Origin of the sequence: Kordia antarctica, assembly GCF_009901525.1 — a bacterium.
Lineage (GTDB): Bacteria > Bacteroidota > Bacteroidia > Flavobacteriales > Flavobacteriaceae > Kordia > Kordia antarctica.
On record NZ_CP019288.1, the window covers coordinates 3241749 to 3260037 of the forward strand.

Consider the following 18289-nt stretch of genomic DNA (forward strand, 5'->3'; position numbering starts at 1 on the left):
TTAGAATAATTTGAGGATTATTAAAAGTCTATTCCATCTAACTTATCATTGCCGTTAGGATTTTTGGTGCCATCATCAGCTTTTGTAGTCGTTTTAGAACAATCTACATTAATAGTCAATTCGTCTGGCTCAGGAAATTTATCTTTTGAAACTGTTAGTGATTCATCTGCATAACATTTTTTCATGAATAATCCCCAAATCGGCAATGCCATTGATGCTCCTTGCCCGTATTTAGTTCTTTCAAAACGTATTTGACGATCTTCTCCACCAACCCAAGCTCCAGAAATTAGGTTTGGTACCATTCCAATAAACCAACCATCACTGTTATTTTGAGTAGTTCCTGTTTTTCCTGCAATTGGATTTTTGAATTCGTACGGATATCCTGTGATGATTTCGTCGTACATAGGATTCCACTTATTTGCTCCTTTACTGCGCAATCTTGCTCCTGAACCACTTTGTGTTACACCTTCCATAAGGTTTACAACGGTGTACGCTACTTCTTCGCTTAATACATCTTTAGTTTCTGGCACAAATTCGTATAAAACAGTTCCGTTTTTATCTTCTATTCTACTTACTATAACAGGTTTTACGTATACACCTTTATTTACAAAAGTTCCGTATGCACCAAGCATTTCATATAAGGTAATATCTGGTGTTCCTAATGCAATTGATGGCACTTCTGGTATTTCAGATTCTACACCTAGTCGTTGTGCTAATGACCGAACGTTTGCAGGTCCAACTCTATCCATCAAACGTGCAGTTACCGTGTTTACAGAGTTTGCTAATGCGCTTTTAAGAGTTCTCATACCTTCGTAATCGCCGTTAGAATTTTTAGGACACCAAGGTTCTAGCAACCCATATTTACCTGTTTCAATACAGAAAGGTCCATTTGGCATAGAATCGCAAGGTGATAAGTGTAATTGGTCTATCGCGGTAGCATATACAAATGGCTTGAATGTAGAACCTATTTGACGCTTTCCTTGTTTTACCATATCGTATTTAAAGTTTCGGTAATTTATACCGCCAACCCAAGCTTTTACTTGTCCTGTTTGTGGTTCTAATGACATAAAACTAGCACGCAAAAAGAATTTTGAGTAGAGGATAGAATCACGTGGCGTCATGATGGTATCAATACGATTGTTTTTCTCCGTCCACGAAAATAATGTCATTGGTGTTTTTTTATCAAATGAAGCAAGGATATCCTTTTCAGATTTTCCTTCTTTTTTCATGATTTTCCAACGCTCTGAATTTTCTATAGCTCTATTTAATACATTGTCAATAGATTTTTGCTCAACATCTTTGGCAAATGGCGCATTTTTGTTTCTATCTTTTGTGTTTTGATGATAAAATTCTGCTTGTAATTTTGTCATGTGTTCTTCCACAGATTCTTCAGCATATTGTTGCATGCGCGAATCAATAGTGGTATATATTTTTAATCCATCAAGGTAGATATTGTATTTTCCGCCACCTGCTTTTGGGTTTTCGCTAATCCATGTTTTTAAGAAACCTTTTAAGTGTTCTCTAAAATATGTTGCTAACCCTTCATTATGCGATTCTGGATTGTAATCTAATGCTAGTGGCAATTTCTGTAAAGAGTCTTTCGTTTTTTCTGTGATATAGTCGTATTTGTACATTTGCGCTAATACAACATCTCTTCTGTTTTTTACACCTTCAGGATTTCTTCTAGGATTGTAGAGTGAGGAATTTTTGAACATTCCGACCAACATAGCAGATTCTTGAATTTGTAAATCTTTTGGTTCTTTTCCAAAATATATTCTCGCCGCAGAGCGAATTCCATCTGCATTATTACCGTAGTCATAGATGTTTAAATACATGGCAATAATTTCTTCTTTGGTATATTGACGCTCTAAACGTGTTGCAATAACCCATTCTTTGATTTTTTGAATGAGTCGTTCTGGAAGATTTTTAGAACCTTCTCCCACAAATAATTGACGCGCCAACTGTTGAGAAATTGTACTTGCGCCACCTTTACTTCCTAAAAAAGCAAATGCTCTTATGGTTCCGCGGACATCAATGCCTGAATGATTGTGAAAACGTGCATCTTCCGTAGCAATTAATGCCTCTACTAATTCTTTTGGCAACTCTTTATAACCAACAGGTGTTCTATTGTCATTCAAATAGTATTTTGCCAATATTTTTCCGTCAGAGGATAATATTTGACTTGCTAAGTTTGTTTGCGGATTTTCTAAGATTTCAAAAGAAGGCATTTCTCCTAAAGCTCCCCAAGAAGCTAATAAAAATAATAGGAATATGCTTGTAATTCCACCTGCGAATACGATCCAAAACCACTTGATGATTTTTTTAGCATACGAAGGATTTTCTTGTTCTTTTTTGACTTGCTTTTTTGCCATTTCAATACGTTGTTTGCACTATTTTTTTTCTATTCTAAAGCCGACCTCTGAGATTCCCTTTAAGCTTTGGACTCCATTGGGTTCATTAATTTTCCGCATCGCTTGTTGGATCTCAACTTCGTACATTCCTTTGTACGGGAAACGCACATTTGGTTTGTACCAAAGTTTACTTTCTTTGGTTGTTGTAAATCCTGTACCAAGCCATTCTCCTTTTGGTGTTGCCATTTCATACTCTAACGTATCTGTAACAACATTTCCATTTGGAAAGTTCATGTTTACAATGAGAAACAAATTCTGAAATTCATATTCATTTGTATTTCTCACGTTCACAAACAAATTGTAGCTGTTTGTGCTGTCTGGCTGTTGAAATTTAAAAGTTAAAGAGGTGTCTTTGTCCCAAGATTTTCCAACGGTTTCATATTGGTCAAAAACACGATTACCGTCACAAGAAATAAATAGTGTTACACAAAGAATACAGCTAAAAAATGCGATTTTACTTTGGGTTTGCATTTCTATTAGGTTTTTTACGTCTGTTGTTATTCTTGTTTGCTGTGCCAGTACTTCTTTTAGCAGTTCCACTAGTGTTTTTTGTAGTATCGTTACTTTTTTCATTAGTACTACTTTTCGCAGTACTACTTCTTTTCGCAGGTACACTACTTCTAGTTTTATTGCTAGGATTTGTATTTGGACGTCTGTTTTTGTTTTGAGTTCCTCTTTTCTTTCGGTTTCGAGTGGGTTTTTTATCAAATCGCGTAAGACTATCTTGCCCTACAACGTTTTCAAAGTCTGTTTTAGTATCTTCTTCATCAAGTTCTATAGCATATTCTTCTAAACTTGCTACTTTTTCTTTTTTTGCGTTTTGCGCGATGATTTCATTCGCTTGATCTGTAGTTAGCTTGTGCCAATTCATCCATTCACCTTCATACGCATACCAAATGTGTCCTTTGAAGATGTCTGTTTTTTGACAAACTGCCGTTCCTTTTTCGGTGTAGAGTTTTACGTCGCTTTTTGGAAATTGCTTTAGTGCTTCTAGATACGCATCTAATTCAAAATTTAAACAACATTTTAACTTTCCGCATTGTCCTGCTAATTTTTGGGGATTTAACGAAAGTTGCTGATATCTGGCGGCAGCCGTATTTACAGATCTAAAATCGGTTAACCAAGTAGAACAACATAATTCGCGTCCACAAGAGCCAATTCCACCTAAGCGAGCGGCTTCTTGACGAAAACCAATTTGACGCATTTCAATACGAATACTGAATGCTTTTGCCATATCTTTAATTAGTTGACGAAAATCTACACGATCTTCCGCAGTGTAATAAAACGTAGCTTTTGATGCATCTCCTTGAAATTCTACATCCGAGATTTTCATATGTAATTTTAAAGCAATTGCCAATTCGCGGGCACGCTTTTTTATTTCTTCTTCTCTATCTCTTGATCTTGACCAAACATCAATATCTTTTTGAGACGCTTTTCGGTATACTTTTTTGACTTCTTCACTGTCAACACTTACTTTTTTCTTCTTCATTTGCACTCGTACCAATTCTCCGGTAAGCGTTACAATTCCGACATCATGTCCGGGAGAAGCTTCTGTAGCCACAATATCTCCAATACTTAGCGTTAGATTTTCTGTGTTTCTATAAAAATGTTTTCTACTGTTTTTGAAGCGCACTTCAATACAATCAAAAGGTTCTTGACTGCTTGGTAACGACATATTTGATAACCAATTGAAAACCGTTAGCTTATTACAGCTATCGGTTCCGCAAGTACCATTGCTCTTGCAACCGCGTGGTTGACCATCTTTACCAGTGGAACAACTGTTACAACTCATATTTGTATATATAGAATCTGCAAATTCGGGTTTGCAGATATAGGGTTCATAAATTTCTCTAAAGATGTAAAGATAGGATTATTTCCGTAGCATTGGAAATCTACTTTTTGTACTTTAACACTTCCGATCTTCCTTTTTTGAAAATTTTGTTACTTACTTCTTTTCCTTTGCGGAGTTCTTTTTGCATTTCTACTGGTAAATTGTGTACTTCTTTACATTGGTCAGAACAGCAATCGTCCATTTTTTCGGCACACGATTTACATTGAATAAATAGTAAATGACAGGCTTCGTTAGCGCAGTTTACATGCTCGTCACACGAGTTTCCACATTGATGACAGTTGGCAATAACATCATCTGAGATACGTTCGCCTTTTCGGTGATCGAACACAAAATTTTTACCAATGAATTTGTTTTCTAATTCTTGCGCTTCTACTTGTCGTGCATAATTAATAATTCCGCCTTCAAGCTGAAATACTTTTTTGAAACCTTTGTGTTTGAAATATGCACTTGCTTTTTCGCAACGAATTCCGCCTGTACAATACATGACAAGGTTTTTATCTTCTTTGTGAGCTGATAAATCGTCTTCTATGATAGGTAATGATTCACGAAATGTGTCCACATCTGGCGTTATTGCGCCTTGAAAATGACCAATTTCGCTTTCGTAATGGTTCCGCATGTCAACCAAAATCGTGTTTTCATCATCTAATAATTCATTAAACTTTTCCGCGCCAACGTGTACACCTTTTTCGGTAACGTCAAAACTAGTGTCTTCCAATCCGTCAGCAACAATTTTATCTCTAACTTTCACTTTTAGCTTTAAGAAAGACATATTATTATGTTCTATTGCTACATTGAGTCGCACATTTTCTAGAAATGAAATTGTATCTATATGTTCTTTGAACGCATTAAAATTTTCGGCTGGCACAGAAAGTTGCGCGTTGATGCCTTCGTACGAAACATAAATTCTTCCCAAGACGTCTATGTTGTCCCAATTAATAAATAAGTGATTTCGTAAAATTTCAGGATTTCCGATGTTAGCGTACTTATAGAAAGATATTGTCATACGATCCTTACCAGCTTTTTCGATAAGTTCGGCTCTTTCTTTAGCACTTAATTTATTGTACAGTTGCATGCTATATCAATTTTTTTAAGTTTAAAAGTGTATGATTTCAGGGCAAAAATACATTTTTTCAATGAACTACCGGTATATCATTTTAAGATTTGCCGTTTTGAATAGAAAATCAAAAATTTTAACGTTTCAAAAAATACGTTTATAAATATTTTCTGCTTTACACGTACAAAAAATACGGAAACAGCTTACTTTTTTAGCATTGATATTTCTTATTTTTAAGTATAACTAAAAAATAACCTTATGAAAATTAATAAAATGATTTTAGGAGTAGGAACGTTCTTAGTAGCAACCTTCCTTTTTATAAATTGTAGTAGTGATACTATTGCTGCTGTAGAGAGTGAGAACGAAACAACAATAAATTTTGAGTATTACCGAATAGATTTGAGTAAATCTTTTACAGACCTTTCGGATGATGAGCGCTTTAAAGATTTGACTAATGAGCAAATTCTTGCCATTATGGATTATTATTCTCCTGGAGAAGAATCGCTCACAGAAGCTGATTGCAACAACTGTGTATATCATGTACGCTCATTTGACAATCGTTTAATGCCTGTTAATTCTGGATGTAACATAACTTATAAGTGGACTAACACAGGATGCTTAGGTGGGAAAAAGAAATTAATTAACTCATGTACGCCAGCTGTTGGATCTGCTATAATTATGGACACGGGAATTTCCGCAGGACATGTGGCATATATCGAGTCAGTTGTATTAATTAATCCAAATCCTGTCCAATACAGTATTAAAATTAATGAAGGAAACAGACCTAGTGGTGTATGTAGAACCATTTGGATTTCGAGTACCGATAATAATGTTGTAGGATATCAAAACCCTAATATTGGTATTAATTGTAATAATGCGCCTTTTAGTACATGTAGCACTCCGTATAGTAGTTGTAATTAGTTTTTAGATGCATATCAATTTTTACTATATTACATTTTATTCAAAAACAACAACGCTTATAAACAAATAGCTACGCTTACAAATTTTATAAAGTGATATTGAAAAGTATGCTGTATCTTTAATTTTATAATTTATAAAAGAGGCTAAATTATATTTGTCAGTTGATGGAATTGGAAAAAAAAGAGTGACGAGATTAAGCGAAATGAAGACTAAAGTAGTGCTTTTTGAGTAGTTGAAAATAGTTTTTACTGCAACTACGGGGAAAATAAAAGTGCCTCTATTTATATAGAAGCACTTTTACTAGCTAATTCATTGTTAATATAAAAATTTTCTATTGTAAAATAGAATTAACAATGAAGTTAGCCACCGTCTAGCTTACAGTTCCCATAAACTGAAACCGAAGCATTATCCCTTTTTTGGAATATAGTTTTTTTCAAGATTCTCATAATTTAATAAGCAATTTTACATATTAGATACAGAGTTTTCAAAAAGGTTGCGTCCAATATGTGATTATTTTCAATGTTTTTTGATGAAAATCCGAAGAGGCGAATTGTTTACGGTAAAAAGAAATAGTAATTTAGCAGTATTCTAATTAATAGAAAAATTGATATCATGAGTTCAGAAAAAGAAGCAAAATTAAAAGCATTAAAGCTTACGTTAGATAAGTTAGATAAAACATACGGTAAAGGTACTGTGATGAAAATGAGCGATCAACCCATTGTGGATATAGATGCCATTTCCTCAGGATCTTTAGGATTAGATATTGCCTTAGGTGTTGGTGGATATCCACGAGGAAGAGTTGTGGAGATTTATGGTCCGGAATCATCTGGGAAAACTACCTTAACATTACATGCTATAGCGGAAGCTCAAAAAGCAGGTGGTATTGCAGCTTTTATTGATGCAGAACATGCCTTTGATCGTTTTTATGCTGAAAACTTAGGTGTTGATATTGACAATTTAATTATTTCTCAACCAGATCACGGAGAACAAGCCTTAGAAATTACTGATAATTTAATCCGTTCTGGAGCAATTGATATTGTTGTAATTGACTCTGTTGCTGCTTTGACACCAAAGAGCGAGATTGAAGGAGAAATGGGAGATTCTAAAATGGGATTGCATGCACGTTTAATGTCGCAAGCACTTCGTAAATTAACTGCTTCTATTAGTAAAACAAATTGTACAGTGATTTTCATTAACCAATTGCGTGAAAAAATTGGTGTGATGTTCGGAAATCCTGAAACTACAACTGGTGGAAATGCATTAAAATTTTATGCTTCTGTACGTTTGGATATTAGACGTTCTACACAGATAAAAACCACAGACGGAGAAGTAATGGGAAATAAAACCCGTGTAAAAGTTGTAAAAAACAAAGTAGCGCCACCATTTAAAATGGTAGAATTTGATATCATGTATGGTAAAGGAATTTCTAAAGTTGGAGAAATTTTAGATATCGGTGTGAATTACGAAATTATAAAAAAGAGCGGATCTTGGTTTAGTTATGGAGATTCCAAACTTGGACAAGGACGAGACGCAGTAAAAATATTACTACAAGATAATCCAGAGTTGCTTGAAGAACTGGAAATAAAAATTAAAGCCGCTATTGCAAATAGTTAATAATGAACACGTTTACCCTTTTCTAATTTGCTAAAAAATTGTTGTTTTTAGCTCAGTATTTGTATATATTTCTTTCCGTAGCTATGCTATGCAACTCAAAAAAATATTCAATAGAACTGAAAATTTCTAATTTTTGCTTAAGCCCAAAAGGGTAAACGAATTCATAAAAAATCCCTTTTCGGGATTTTTTATGTTTTTAGACGCAACCATTTGCACTTTTTATCATCTACTTGACAAAGTAGCTTATTATCGATTATGAAAAAGATAGTATTTTTAGTCTCATTAGTGTGTGTAACACTATTTAATTCGTGCTCCGTTGACGACAGCGCGGCAGATTTTCAAATTGAGTTTATTCCAATAGAAACCGTAGAAATACCTACTGAATTTAATTTTGGAGAAACGCACATAATTACCGTAACTTATAAACGTCCAACAACATGTCATTCGTTTAGTAGTTTTCAATATGTACCAGAAGATAATAACGTCCGAAATGTGGCTGTTATAAATTTTGTGACACTTGGAAGTGATTGCGAAACGCTTGAAGATGATTTTCAATCAAAATCATTCAGTTTTAGCGTGCTTGATACAAATTCCTATACATTTAAGTTTTGGCAAGGCAAAGATGATAATGGACAAGATATGTATTTAATATATGAAGTGCCTGTTACCAATTAATTTAAGTTACTAAAACCAACAAACCGAGTGAGTTTAGAACAGCTCATACATAAATGTAAGAATAACAACCGTGATGCTCAAGCTCAACTGTATAGTTTATATGTTAAAAAATTATACGCGACTAGCTTAAAGTACTCTCGGAACAAGCTTGAAGCGGAAGATAATTTGCAAGATAGTTTTATGGTTATTTTTGAAAAAATTAGTCAATACAACTTTAAAGGTTCGTTTGAAGGTTGGCTTAGAAGAATTACCGTAAACACCGTACTTCAAAAATATAGAAGTAAAGGTGTTTTTGAAGTTATAAATGAACGCGTGTTGGAAGAAAGACCAGTAACCGTTTATGAAGAAGATGTTTCATTAGATTTTTTACTGAGCATCGTTCAAGAATTACCAGATCGGTATCGATTGGTATTCAATTTATATGTGCTTGATGATTATTCGCATCAAGAAATTGCTGAAATGTTAGGCATTTCGCAAGGAACTTCTAAATCTAATTTGGCTAGAGCCAGAATGATTTTGAAGACTAAAGTAGAAACGTTTAAAAAAAAAATCGCCATCAATGAGTGATCAAAAAAAAATAGACAACCTGTTTCGGGACACCTTCGAAGATTTTGAAGCGTCACCCGATTCTGCCTTATGGGATAAAATTTCCGATAAGCTAGACGCACAAGAAGCTGAGAAAAAGAGAAAAGGCGTCATATTTCTTCCTTGGTTATACAAAGCCGCCGGAATTGCCGCTGCAATTGCTTTATTGTTTTTTGTAGGGAATGAATTTGTGAATTCTGATGGAACTGAAATTGATTCGGACGAACAAACTACGGAAACAACGAAGAAAGATTCAAATCTCGATGAAAACAATAACGGAACAACGTCAAATTCGAAATTAACCGATATAAATTCTGAGCAAAATTCATCAAATGATCCAAACAATTCATCTTCTAATAAAATTATAAACGATCAAGAACGTATTGCGAATGAAAATGGTGTTGCACAACAAAATGGAACAACTACAAATTCGGCTTCGCAAGAATCTTCAAACAATAATGTTACTACAAATAAGATCAAGAATCGTACTTTGATTACGAACGAGAATGCAGTAACTAATACTAGTTCGCCAGAAAATAAAAATTCAACAAATACGAATCAGCAAACGCCAAATAACCGATCTAATAATGGAAATTATAAAGTTGGAAATGGTGATTATGTTTTAGGTTCAACTACAGTAACGCAAAATAACAACAACGGAACTAAAACTTCTGAAAATAATAATGATGTTCAGAATGGCGTGAATTCTTCGAAAACAAATAAAAACGCAGTTACAAACTCAAATTCGTCTACTGTTGCACAAAATGATCCGAACAATTCAACAAACGCTTCAAACACATCAAATTCATCAGCAACAAACGCTACAAAAACAACTGATACTGAAACTTCAATTATAGAAACAGCAGTTGCAGAAGTGAAAAAAGATGATCTCATTAAAAAGTCATTATTAGACGTTATTAATGATTTGCACGATTTAGAAAAAGAGTCCGAAGTAGCCGAAGTGAAGCGTAAAAAATGGACAATTTCGCCAAATGCTTCGCCTATCTATTACAATAGTCTTAGCAATGGCTCACCAATTGATGAAACATTTGCAGACAATACAAAAGCCGGAGATGTAAATCTAAGTTATGGTGTCAATGTTGGGTATGATGTTTCAAAAAGACTTACAATTCGTTCAGGAATTCACAAAGTAGATTATAGTTATAGTACGCAAGATATTGCGCTTGTACCATCTATTAATGGAAATGATTTAACAACTATTGCTTTCAGAACTAATGGAGCTTCGTTTGATCTTAAAGACAGACAAGCGCCATCAACTATTGTGTATTCACAATATCAATTACCAACAAGTGAATCTTCTATTTTTGAAAAGCAAATTGAAGGAAACTTGAATCAGCGCATGAGTTATATTGAAGTTCCCGTGGAATTAAAATATGCTGTACTCGATAAAAAATTAGGAATCAACGTTATTGGCGGTGTAAGCACATTGCTCTTAACAGAAAATAGTATCATATTAGATTCTCCAGAAATAGTCGCAGAAATTGGAGAAGCAACCAATATAAATGATGTGAGTTTTAGTACAAATATTGGCATCGGAATCGATTATAAAATTTCGGAACAATTAGAGTTCAACTTAGAGCCAATGCTAAAATATCAGTTAAATACATTTTCAGGAAATACTGGCAACTTTAAACCTTATTCAGTAGGCGTTTATACAGGAGTCAGTTTTAGGTTTTAGTTTTTTAGTTGATAGGTATACGCCATATACCTTAAAAGCAGAGATGCTTGCCAAAAATCGTTTTTCTTATTTTTATAGGAAAGACGATTTTTTATTTTTTTATAAACTTCCGTGTGCCGTAAGTTCTGTTAAAATTATGTCTCTTACCGTTTTACTAATTTCTCTTTTATCTTCAACTTTCAAGCCTTCAGTACTCAAAAATTTATGAATCGTTACGCGCATGCGTCCTGGCGAACCACTAAAAAATGTATATGAAAGTCGTTTCTTATTATCCACAAACGTCATTGGTACTACAGGAATTTGGTGTTCAATTGCCAACCGAAATGCGCCATCTTTAAATTCATCCAATACAACATCTTCTTCTGGCACTTTCCCTTCCGGGAAGATACAAATACTCATACCTTGATTGAGACGTTTTTGTGCGCTGTCGTAGACCGCTTTTCTACTTGCCATGCTTCCTCTATCTACCAAAATACACGTACGTTTATAGAAAAAACCAAAAACAGGAATCTTTACGAGTTCTTTTTTTCCGACAAAAACAAATGGATTTTTAGACGCAAGAAGCATCAACATAATATCTGTCATACTCGTATGATTTGCAACGAGCATATAACTTTTTCCTTGTACAATTTCTTCTTCTTGTTTAAACTTAGGAAAAAAGCCCATTCCATATAAAATTGGACGCGCCCAAAAGTTTCTAGCAAACCAAAAAAACTGCGGATATAGTTTTTCTGAAGTTGTCAATAATAGTAGTATTGGGAAAAATATAAGTATAGGAAATAGCACCAAAAAGTAAAACCAAATGCGCCAAATAACAATTCCAATATTGCGTATGAAAGTAATCATAAGTGTCAAAAATACATTAAAGTTTCGAAAATGTGTTCAGAAATTATTTTTATGAAATTTTCAGTAGTGATTTCAAAAGAAGTACATTTGCTAAAATTCAATAATTACAACTACTCATGGCTAGAATACTTACTGGAATTCAAAGCACAGGAACACCACATTTAGGCAACATTTTAGGAGCAATTGTTCCTGCAATAGAAATGGCTAAAAGTGTGGAAAATGATTCTTTTCTGTTTATTGCTGATATGCATTCGCTTACGCAGATAAAAGATGGAGAAACACTTCGCGAAAACACATACAGAACTGCGGCAACATGGCTTGCATTTGGTTTAGATGTGAATAAAACGGTATTTTATCGCCAAAGTGATGTGCCACAAGTAACAGAACTTTCTTGGTATTTGAGTTGTTTTTTTCCGTTTAATCGATTAAAATTAGCGCATAGTTTTAAAGACAAAGCAGATCGTTTGGAAGATGTAAATGCAGGTTTGTTTTCGTATCCAATGTTAATGGCTGCAGATATTCTATTATATGATGCTGAGATTGTTCCCGTAGGGAAAGATCAAGAACAACATATAGAAATTACACGTAATGTTGCCACGCGTTTTCATGAAAAATTAGGCGAAACTTTTGTATTGCCTGAAGCTAAAATTCAAAAAGACACCAAGTTGATTCCTGGAACTGACGGTGCTAAAATGAGCAAGAGTAAAAATAACGTGATTGATATTTTTCAGACCGATAAAAAACTACGCAAACAAATTATGGGAATCCAAACGGATAGTACGCCGATGGAAGATCCGAAAGATCCTGATAAAGATAACGTGTTTGCATTGTATAAATTATTAGCAAGTGAAGCTCAAATCGCAGAAATGCGTCAAAATTATTTGGGCGGAAATTACGGTTACGGACACGCCAAACAAGCTTTCTACGAAGTTGTTGTTGAAAGATTTGCTACCGAGCGCGAACGCTTCAATCATTATATAGAAAACAAAAATGAAATTGATGCCGCTTTGGCAATTGGTGCTGAAAAAGCTAAGAAAGTTGCGAATGAAGTGTTAGCTAGAGTTCGAAAAAAAGTTGGTTATTAAGTTTGTTTAGAATACAATATACATGAATAGTTTAATGCGAGATTCATTCAAATGAAATTTTGAAAACACTTACTATAGTATTTTTAAAATACTCAAATTCAGTTTTTTATTTTCGTTTTCTTTGCTCGCACAAAAAAAAGAAACAAAAGAAAGTGCACTTTTCCAGAGGTATTTTTAATTTTCCTTTATGGGAAAAATTAAAACCACAGTGATTTTTCTAAATTTTTTCCAAGGCTTCAAAAATTCTTAACGAAAAATCCCTGTTATACTGCGGAAAAGAAGAAAATGTATTCCCTAGAATCACTTTTTAAAACTTACTTTTTTCAAAGCCAACGCTTCGTACGCAAAAAGTTCGTGATAATCATAACTGATGCGTTCGTATCCATAATAACGCCAATCTGTTCCCCACGAATTTTTAATAATAAATCCTTCTGAATCGTACCCAACAATTGCAACTACATGTCCGCCATATGGATTATAATTTTTTGTTGGTACAACGGTGCGTTCTAAAACAATTTGTCCACTATTAATCTTATCATTAAGATTAACAATTGCTTTTTTCATATCACTATATGTTACTTGTTTTTGATTAAAACCTCTCAAAAAATAGCCTTTATCTGGTGTAATTGTGGTGTATTTTGTAGCTTGAAATTTTTCCCAAGCTGGCATGTATAATTCATAGGAAACTGGAATTGCTTTTACGCCATTGTCCAACAAGCATTTAATACGTTCGATGTTCTTACTTTGCATTCTATCCATATATTCATAGGAATCCAAGTTGAGAAATTTAGCAATAGATTTGTATTTATATATAAAAGATACTGGTCCAGTTGGTGATTCCTTTAATATTTTCAGAACTTCTGATTCATGATCTTCCCATTTTGAAGCTGCTATTTGTGGATATGGCAATTCCGCTTCTGTAAGAATGCCATATTTTGGCAATGAAGTAACATATGCTTTTAAAAAAGTTCCTCTCGTAATTGTATTGTTGGTATCGAATTGTTCATATTTTTGAGCCGTATACAAGAAGTTTTCACTAATATCTTTAGGCATATTTGGCAAGGTTTCCAAAGCGGCAGCAACTCCAAAAGCACTGCATGAATTTCCGTTTCCTTGATCTTTCACAGGTGTTTGAGAGCTTATATGAATTCTACTGCTCATTAATTCCTCTGGGCTTTTTAGTTTGATTTGACTAAAAAGAAAATTCACACTTAAAAAAAGTAAACAAAAAGAAACTGATTTCATCTTTATATTTATTAGTTATTTTCAGATTAAATATACTATTTATTTGCTTAACATCAACATATTACAATTTCTAAACGGCTTCAAATAATTTTCCTGGCAATGGTTTTATAACACCTTTCATTTCCATTTGTAATAGAATTGGTGCTACTTTATGAATTGGCAATTTGCATTCCAATGCAATACTATCCAAAACCGTTTGTCCTTTTTCTTGCAAATATGAATGAATGGAAGCTTCTTCTGTATTTAAGTCTACAAATAATTGTTTTTGTACAGGTTGAATTGTTGCCGTTTCCAATTCCCAACCTAATAAATATAAAATATCTGCCGCAGACGTTAAAAGGTGCGCGCGTTGTTGTTTGATGAGATTATTACAACCAATACTTTGCGAATCGCCAACTCTTCCCGGAACTGCAAAAACGTCTCTGTTATACGAATTTGCAATATGCGCCGTCACTAAACTTCCGCCTTTTTCGGCAGATTCTATGACAATTGTTGCTTGCGTCATTCCTGCGATTAATCGATTTCGTTTTAAGAAATTTTCACGATCTGGATTGGAAGTACTCCAAAAGTCGGTGACAAAACCACCATTTTCTTGTACACCTTTCATATATTTTTCATGAACCTTCGGATATATTTGATTCAATCCATGCGCCAAACAGCCAATCGTTGGAACGTTATTTTTTACCGCGGCACGTTGCGCAACAATGTCAATTCCGTAAGCAAAACCAGAAACAATTGTTGGTTGAATTGGTGATAAATCTTCAATTAATTTTTTGCAAAAATCAATTCCGTACGTGGTAGCTTTTCGTGTGCCGACAATACTAATCATTTTGGAAGCGTTCAAATCTGCATTTCCTTTCTGAAATAGTAAAATTGGACTATCCGCGCAATGTAGCAATCGATTTGGATAGGTTTCATCCAAAAAATAATGAACCTTAATGTTTTCTTTTTGAATGAACGCTAACTCTTTTTCAGCTAATTTTAAATTTTTAGAATTATGTAAATCTGATAAAGCATACGTGCCAATTCCGTCTATTTTGAGTAATTTATCTTTCTTTTCTTTGAGAACGGCTTCTGCGTTTCCACAATGTCTTATGAGTTTTTTAGCGAGTATATCACCCACTTTTGCTGTTTTTTGAAGCGCAAGTGTGTACAACAATTCTTGTTCAGAATTCATAGTAATTAATTTTCGAAACTAAAGTTACAGGATTTTTTTAAGGTGAAGCTTTCTTTGGTAGAATTTTATTTAATTAGGTTCAGTTTTGTGGAATTCCAAAAGTTTATCCGTCAAAATATTTATTTCTTTTTTCTCTTTTAATTTAAAATCAATCACTACTATTAATCCATAAACAACTAAAACAACAGGAATCACCCAATTGCCTTTTATCAGTGAAATTATAGAAACTAAAATTCCAAGCGCGAGTAAAAATTTTGCAATAATGTTCATCGGTGGTTTAAAGTCAAATTTTAGTTCGTAATTTCCAGTATCATTCGCAATTCCAATAATTCTATGATTATTTGGAAAACGATTCCGCATTAATTCAAACTTTTCAGTTCTGACGTATCCGTTATAAAACCCATTTGCAATTAGCAAATTCAGAATTTCTACATTTTTATTGCTTTTGGTAATTGTTTGTTTCATGTTTCAAATTACATATAATAGTTTTCTGCATGAAAGATAGCAGTTTTGGTTTAGCGTTTAAAAGAAGAAAAACTTTTCTATTCCTCAGAAAAAGAACAGCTTACTAAAAATCCTGTTTTTAAATTTATAGCAAACTCACATAATGTTAATAAAAAATTGAGCAGATACGCTATTCGCTTTATATTTTTTCTAACTTTGTTTTAATGAGATTAGACAAATACATCAGCGACCTTTTATATAGATACGAATGTGTGACTGTTCCTAACTTCGGTGCTTTTTTAACGCAACGAAAAGGAGCGCAAGTACACCATATAACCAATGCATTTTATCCACCTTCAAAAGTAGTTTCGTTCAACGCGCAACTTTCTTCAAATGATGGTTTGTTGGTAAAACACATTGCCGATATTACTGGCGAAGAGTATGAAACCACATTACAAAAAGTATTAACAAAGGTTTCTGAGTGGAAACAAGAATTGGAAAATTCAGCGATTGTTTCTCTTGAAAATATTGGCGATGTATCATTAAATGCCGAAGGAAATATTCAATTCGAACCTTCGTATCATTTGAATTACTTAACGGCATCTTTTGGATTGTCTTCGTTTGTTTCTTCAGAAATTAGCAGAGTTATTGCCGAAGGTATTCAAGAAGTCGTTCCAGTTATTGCAGGAAAAGAAACTGAAGTTATTCCTTTAATAGTTGCCGAAGAAAACAACAGATTCCGTTTTCCATGGAAATATGCCGCTGCAGCAGCAATTATTTTTACCGCAGGTATTTTTGGATTTAATGAATACAATAAATCAGCACAAGAAAAACAACAAGTTGTAGAAGATACGAAAGCAAAAAAATCAATTGATAAATACATTCAACAAGCAACATTTTTTGGAAATAGTCCAGTTGAGTTACCTTCCATTACGTTGCAAGTAGCGAAAGAAGTGAGAAACTATCATGTTGTTGCAGGCGCATTCCGAATTGAAGAAAACGCCAATACAAAAGTTGCCGAGTTACAAGCAAATGGTTTTGAAGCGGAATTGTTAGGCAAAAATAAATACGGTTTACATCAAGTTTCGTATGCAAGTTTTGCTAGTCGTAGAGAAGCTACAAATGCATTGATACACATTAAAAAAACGGAAGCTCCAGAAGCTTGGTTGTTAGTTACAGAATAAAAAAATTACACTACATATTTTGAAAGACTGCTTTTTATAGCGGTCTTTTTTTTTCGCTTTCGCGAGATGAAACATTTTGTGATTCCTTAATGGTTTCTTGTAATTATTCTCCTTTTTTAGCATGCTAGAAAACGAATCTGTGTACCTTTGCAAAAAAATTATTGATGGAAGCAAGACATCCAAAATCATCTAAAACTATTATGACTGACTTGGTTTTACCGAGTGAGACAAATCCGCTGAATAATTTGTTTGGTGGCGAATTGTTAGCGCGTATGGACAGAGCTGCAAGTATTGCCGCACGGAGACATTCGAGAAGAATTGTAGTCACAGCTTCTGTGAATCACGTTGCGTTCAATCGTTCCATTCCTGTGGGAAGTGTGGTTACGGTAGAAGCTAATATTTCCAGAGCTTTTAAGTCTTCAATGGAGATTTATATTGATGTTTGGATTGAAGATCGTGAGTCTGGAAGACGCGATAAAGCAAACGAAGCTATTTATACGTTTGTTGCCGTTGATGATACATCGAGACCTGTACAAATTCCTGAGTTAATTCCTGAAACTGATTTAGAAAAAGAACGTTTTGAAGGTGCTTTGCGCAGACGACAATTGAGTTTGGTACTCGCTGGAAAGATGAAACCGAATGAAGCAACTGAATTGAAAGCGTTGTTTTTTGATTAGACGCGCTATCGCTTTTGGTATTTTGGTATCGCTGCGCTTTTAGACTTTAGCTTTTTCCTTTCGAAAAAACTTTTACAATGACTTAAATAATAGCAATAAAAAAGCGGGAACCTATGTTCCCGCTTTTCTATTATTATATCCTACTTGTATATTAACAAACAATTACTGAGCAATAACCAGTAAAACCATCATCAGATGCTGGCTCTGGTGCTTGATCTTCACATTCTCTTTTGTAATGTGTTTTTCCTGGTCTTCCTCCGCGAATATCTGTAAAGTTTAAAATTACATTTTTATTCAACGATAATTTTTTCAATTGTTTTTTCATGATTTTTAGTTTTGTTATTTAATTAATCAAATTTATTTTTCTAGCTTCTATAAAAAAAACGTCCTGATCTTGAAGGTCGAAATGATGAGATTTACTTCCTTTTTGATAAGATTGAGCAAGCAAATTCATGTTTTATATTAGTAAGGTAAAAAAAAGCGGCAAAAAATATTTTTCCACTTTTTTATTTTATGCTTTATCTATAATGTTAGTCTGTCGGACAAGTCTCACCAAATGTTCCTCCTGGCTCACATAATCCTCTACCATTTGAAGGTCCACATAATTCACAACTCATTCCTTCACAAGTTTGTCCATGTGTTTCAGGTGCTCTACCTCCTTGTACCTCATTGAAGTTTGCTACTACTTTTTTACTTAACGATAGTTTTTTAAGTTGTTTTTTCATAAGTTTTTAGTTTAAGTTAATACCCAAACTTATTTTATTATTTTTAGCCACAAAAAAGCTTTGAGTCGGAAAGTCGTTCTGATGATCTTTAGTGG

At 33.8% G+C, this 18289-nt stretch carries 18 protein-coding genes; 8 read left to right on the plus strand and 10 right to left on the minus strand.

What is annotated here, in order from left to right; all coding sequences use genetic code 11:
* Nucleotides 1-20: 20 nt before the first annotated feature.
* The 4 genes from IMCC3317_RS13470 to trhO form a co-directional block, all read right to left on the minus strand.
* On the minus strand, nt 21-2372 hold the full coding sequence (locus IMCC3317_RS13470; RefSeq protein ID WP_160130020.1) for a penicillin-binding protein 1A: 2352 nt from the start codon (nt 2370-2372) through the stop codon (nt 21-23).
* An 18-nt stretch (nt 2373-2390) separates the two neighbouring features.
* Nucleotides 2391-2882 carry a gliding motility lipoprotein GldH gene (locus IMCC3317_RS13475; RefSeq protein WP_170293851.1) on the minus strand — a complete coding sequence of 164 codons (492 nt, stop codon included), beginning with the start codon at nt 2880-2882 and terminating at the stop codon, nt 2391-2393.
* Entirely contained in the window at nt 2866-4203 is a 1338-nt protein-coding gene (gene ricT, locus IMCC3317_RS13480) for a regulatory iron-sulfur-containing complex subunit RicT (protein WP_160130022.1), read from the minus strand. The genes IMCC3317_RS13475 and ricT overlap by 17 nt, the downstream gene beginning before the upstream one ends.
* A gap of 100 nt (nt 4204-4303) precedes the next feature.
* The gene (gene trhO, locus IMCC3317_RS13485) at nt 4304-5335 is read right to left on the minus strand and encodes an oxygen-dependent tRNA uridine(34) hydroxylase TrhO (protein WP_160130023.1); all 1032 of its coding nucleotides are present in this window, start codon (nt 5333-5335) and stop codon (nt 4304-4306) included.
* Nucleotides 5336-5575: 240 nt separating this feature from the next.
* Here trhO and IMCC3317_RS13490 point away from each other — a divergent pair, with 240 nt between their 5' ends.
* From IMCC3317_RS13490 to IMCC3317_RS13510, 5 genes are all read left to right on the plus strand, one after another.
* A complete protein-coding gene (locus IMCC3317_RS13490; protein ID WP_160130024.1) occupies nt 5576-6238 on the plus strand; it encodes a CHAP domain-containing protein in 663 nt (220 codons plus the stop codon).
* 612 nt (nt 6239-6850) lie between these two features.
* Nucleotides 6851-7852: a recombinase RecA gene (recA, locus tag IMCC3317_RS13495; RefSeq protein WP_160130025.1), complete on the plus strand. Its 1002-nt coding sequence runs from the start codon at nt 6851-6853 to the stop codon at nt 7850-7852.
* Between the two features lie 255 nt (nt 7853-8107).
* Complete coding sequence (locus IMCC3317_RS13500; protein WP_160130026.1) at nt 8108-8527, plus strand: hypothetical protein; 420 nt, start codon at nt 8108-8110, stop codon at nt 8525-8527.
* Nucleotides 8528-8554: 27 nt separating this feature from the next.
* Nucleotides 8555-9094, plus strand: a complete 540-nt coding sequence (locus IMCC3317_RS13505) for an RNA polymerase sigma factor (RefSeq protein WP_160130027.1) — start codon at nt 8555-8557, stop codon at nt 9092-9094.
* Nucleotides 9087-10811 carry a porin family protein gene (locus tag IMCC3317_RS13510; protein WP_160130028.1) on the plus strand — a complete coding sequence of 575 codons (1725 nt, stop codon included), beginning with the start codon at nt 9087-9089 and terminating at the stop codon, nt 10809-10811. Before IMCC3317_RS13505 ends, IMCC3317_RS13510 begins: the two co-directional genes overlap by 8 nt.
* A gap of 99 nt (nt 10812-10910) precedes the next feature.
* On the opposite strand, the gene IMCC3317_RS13515 is transcribed toward IMCC3317_RS13510, so the two are convergent.
* Nucleotides 10911-11657, minus strand: a complete 747-nt coding sequence (locus tag IMCC3317_RS13515; protein ID WP_160130029.1) for a lysophospholipid acyltransferase family protein — start codon at nt 11655-11657, stop codon at nt 10911-10913.
* 116 nt (nt 11658-11773) lie between these two features.
* Between IMCC3317_RS13515 and trpS the strand changes: the two genes are divergently transcribed.
* Complete coding sequence (trpS, locus tag IMCC3317_RS13520; protein ID WP_160130030.1) at nt 11774-12742, plus strand: tryptophan--tRNA ligase; 969 nt, start codon at nt 11774-11776, stop codon at nt 12740-12742.
* Between the two features lie 300 nt (nt 12743-13042).
* On the opposite strand, the gene IMCC3317_RS13525 is transcribed toward trpS, so the two are convergent.
* The 3 genes from IMCC3317_RS13525 to IMCC3317_RS13535 form a co-directional block, all read right to left on the minus strand.
* Nucleotides 13043-13903 (minus strand): C1 family peptidase, encoded by an 861-nt coding sequence (locus IMCC3317_RS13525; RefSeq protein ID WP_160130031.1) that lies wholly within the window; start codon nt 13901-13903, stop codon nt 13043-13045.
* 154 nt (nt 13904-14057) lie between these two features.
* Nucleotides 14058-15164 (minus strand): DNA-processing protein DprA, encoded by a 1107-nt coding sequence (dprA, locus tag IMCC3317_RS13530; RefSeq protein ID WP_160130032.1) that lies wholly within the window; start codon nt 15162-15164, stop codon nt 14058-14060.
* A gap of 69 nt (nt 15165-15233) precedes the next feature.
* On the minus strand, nt 15234-15629 hold the full coding sequence (locus IMCC3317_RS13535) for a hypothetical protein (RefSeq protein ID WP_160130033.1): 396 nt from the start codon (nt 15627-15629) through the stop codon (nt 15234-15236).
* Between the two features lie 203 nt (nt 15630-15832).
* On the opposite strand from IMCC3317_RS13535, the gene IMCC3317_RS13540 reads away from it, so the two are divergent.
* Together IMCC3317_RS13540 and IMCC3317_RS13545 are read left to right on the plus strand one after the other, a co-directional pair.
* The gene (locus IMCC3317_RS13540; protein WP_160130034.1) at nt 15833-16792 is read left to right on the plus strand and encodes an HU domain-containing protein; all 960 of its coding nucleotides are present in this window, start codon (nt 15833-15835) and stop codon (nt 16790-16792) included.
* A gap of 164 nt (nt 16793-16956) precedes the next feature.
* Nucleotides 16957-17469, plus strand: a complete 513-nt coding sequence (locus tag IMCC3317_RS13545; protein WP_160130035.1) for an acyl-CoA thioesterase — start codon at nt 16957-16959, stop codon at nt 17467-17469.
* 151 nt (nt 17470-17620) lie between these two features.
* On the opposite strand, the gene IMCC3317_RS13550 is transcribed toward IMCC3317_RS13545, so the two are convergent.
* Both IMCC3317_RS13550 and IMCC3317_RS13555 read right to left on the minus strand, forming a co-directional pair.
* Entirely contained in the window at nt 17621-17794 is a 174-nt protein-coding gene (locus IMCC3317_RS13550) for a hypothetical protein (RefSeq protein WP_160130036.1), read from the minus strand.
* Nucleotides 17795-17999: 205 nt separating this feature from the next.
* Nucleotides 18000-18194, minus strand: coding sequence for a hypothetical protein (locus IMCC3317_RS13555; protein WP_160130037.1), 195 nt, complete (start codon nt 18192-18194; stop codon nt 18000-18002).
* Between the last annotated feature and the right edge of the window lie 95 nt (nt 18195-18289).

Bases quoted from the DNA above. Each gene is read 5' to 3' on its own strand.
- IMCC3317_RS13470 (WP_160130020.1), bottom strand. From the start codon at position 2,372: ATGGCAAAAAAGCAAGTCAAAAAAGAACAAGAAAATCCTTCGTATGCT.
- IMCC3317_RS13475 (WP_170293851.1), bottom strand. From the start codon at position 2,882: ATGCAAACCCAAAGTAAAATCGCATTTTTTAGCTGTATTCTTTGTGTA.
- ricT (WP_160130022.1), bottom strand. From the start codon at position 4,203: ATGAGTTGTAACAGTTGTTCCACTGGTAAAGATGGTCAACCACGCGGT.
- trhO (WP_160130023.1), bottom strand. From the start codon at position 5,335: ATGCAACTGTACAATAAATTAAGTGCTAAAGAAAGAGCCGAACTTATC.
- IMCC3317_RS13490 (WP_160130024.1), top strand. From the start codon at position 5,576: ATGAAAATTAATAAAATGATTTTAGGAGTAGGAACGTTCTTAGTAGCA.
- recA (WP_160130025.1), top strand. From the start codon at position 6,851: ATGAGTTCAGAAAAAGAAGCAAAATTAAAAGCATTAAAGCTTACGTTA.
- IMCC3317_RS13500 (WP_160130026.1), top strand. From the start codon at position 8,108: ATGAAAAAGATAGTATTTTTAGTCTCATTAGTGTGTGTAACACTATTT.
- IMCC3317_RS13510 (WP_160130028.1), top strand. From the start codon at position 9,087: ATGAGTGATCAAAAAAAAATAGACAACCTGTTTCGGGACACCTTCGAA.
- IMCC3317_RS13515 (WP_160130029.1), bottom strand. From the start codon at position 11,657: ATGATTACTTTCATACGCAATATTGGAATTGTTATTTGGCGCATTTGG.
- trpS (WP_160130030.1), top strand. From the start codon at position 11,774: ATGGCTAGAATACTTACTGGAATTCAAAGCACAGGAACACCACATTTA.
- IMCC3317_RS13525 (WP_160130031.1), bottom strand. From the start codon at position 13,903: ATGAGCAGTAGAATTCATATAAGCTCTCAAACACCTGTGAAAGATCAA.
- dprA (WP_160130032.1), bottom strand. From the start codon at position 15,164: ATGAATTCTGAACAAGAATTGTTGTACACACTTGCGCTTCAAAAAACA.
- IMCC3317_RS13535 (WP_160130033.1), bottom strand. From the start codon at position 15,629: ATGAAACAAACAATTACCAAAAGCAATAAAAATGTAGAAATTCTGAAT.
- IMCC3317_RS13540 (WP_160130034.1), top strand. From the start codon at position 15,833: ATGAGATTAGACAAATACATCAGCGACCTTTTATATAGATACGAATGT.
- IMCC3317_RS13545 (WP_160130035.1), top strand. From the start codon at position 16,957: ATGGAAGCAAGACATCCAAAATCATCTAAAACTATTATGACTGACTTG.
- IMCC3317_RS13550 (WP_160130036.1), bottom strand. From the start codon at position 17,794: ATGAAAAAACAATTGAAAAAATTATCGTTGAATAAAAATGTAATTTTA.
- IMCC3317_RS13555 (WP_160130037.1), bottom strand. From the start codon at position 18,194: ATGAAAAAACAACTTAAAAAACTATCGTTAAGTAAAAAAGTAGTAGCA.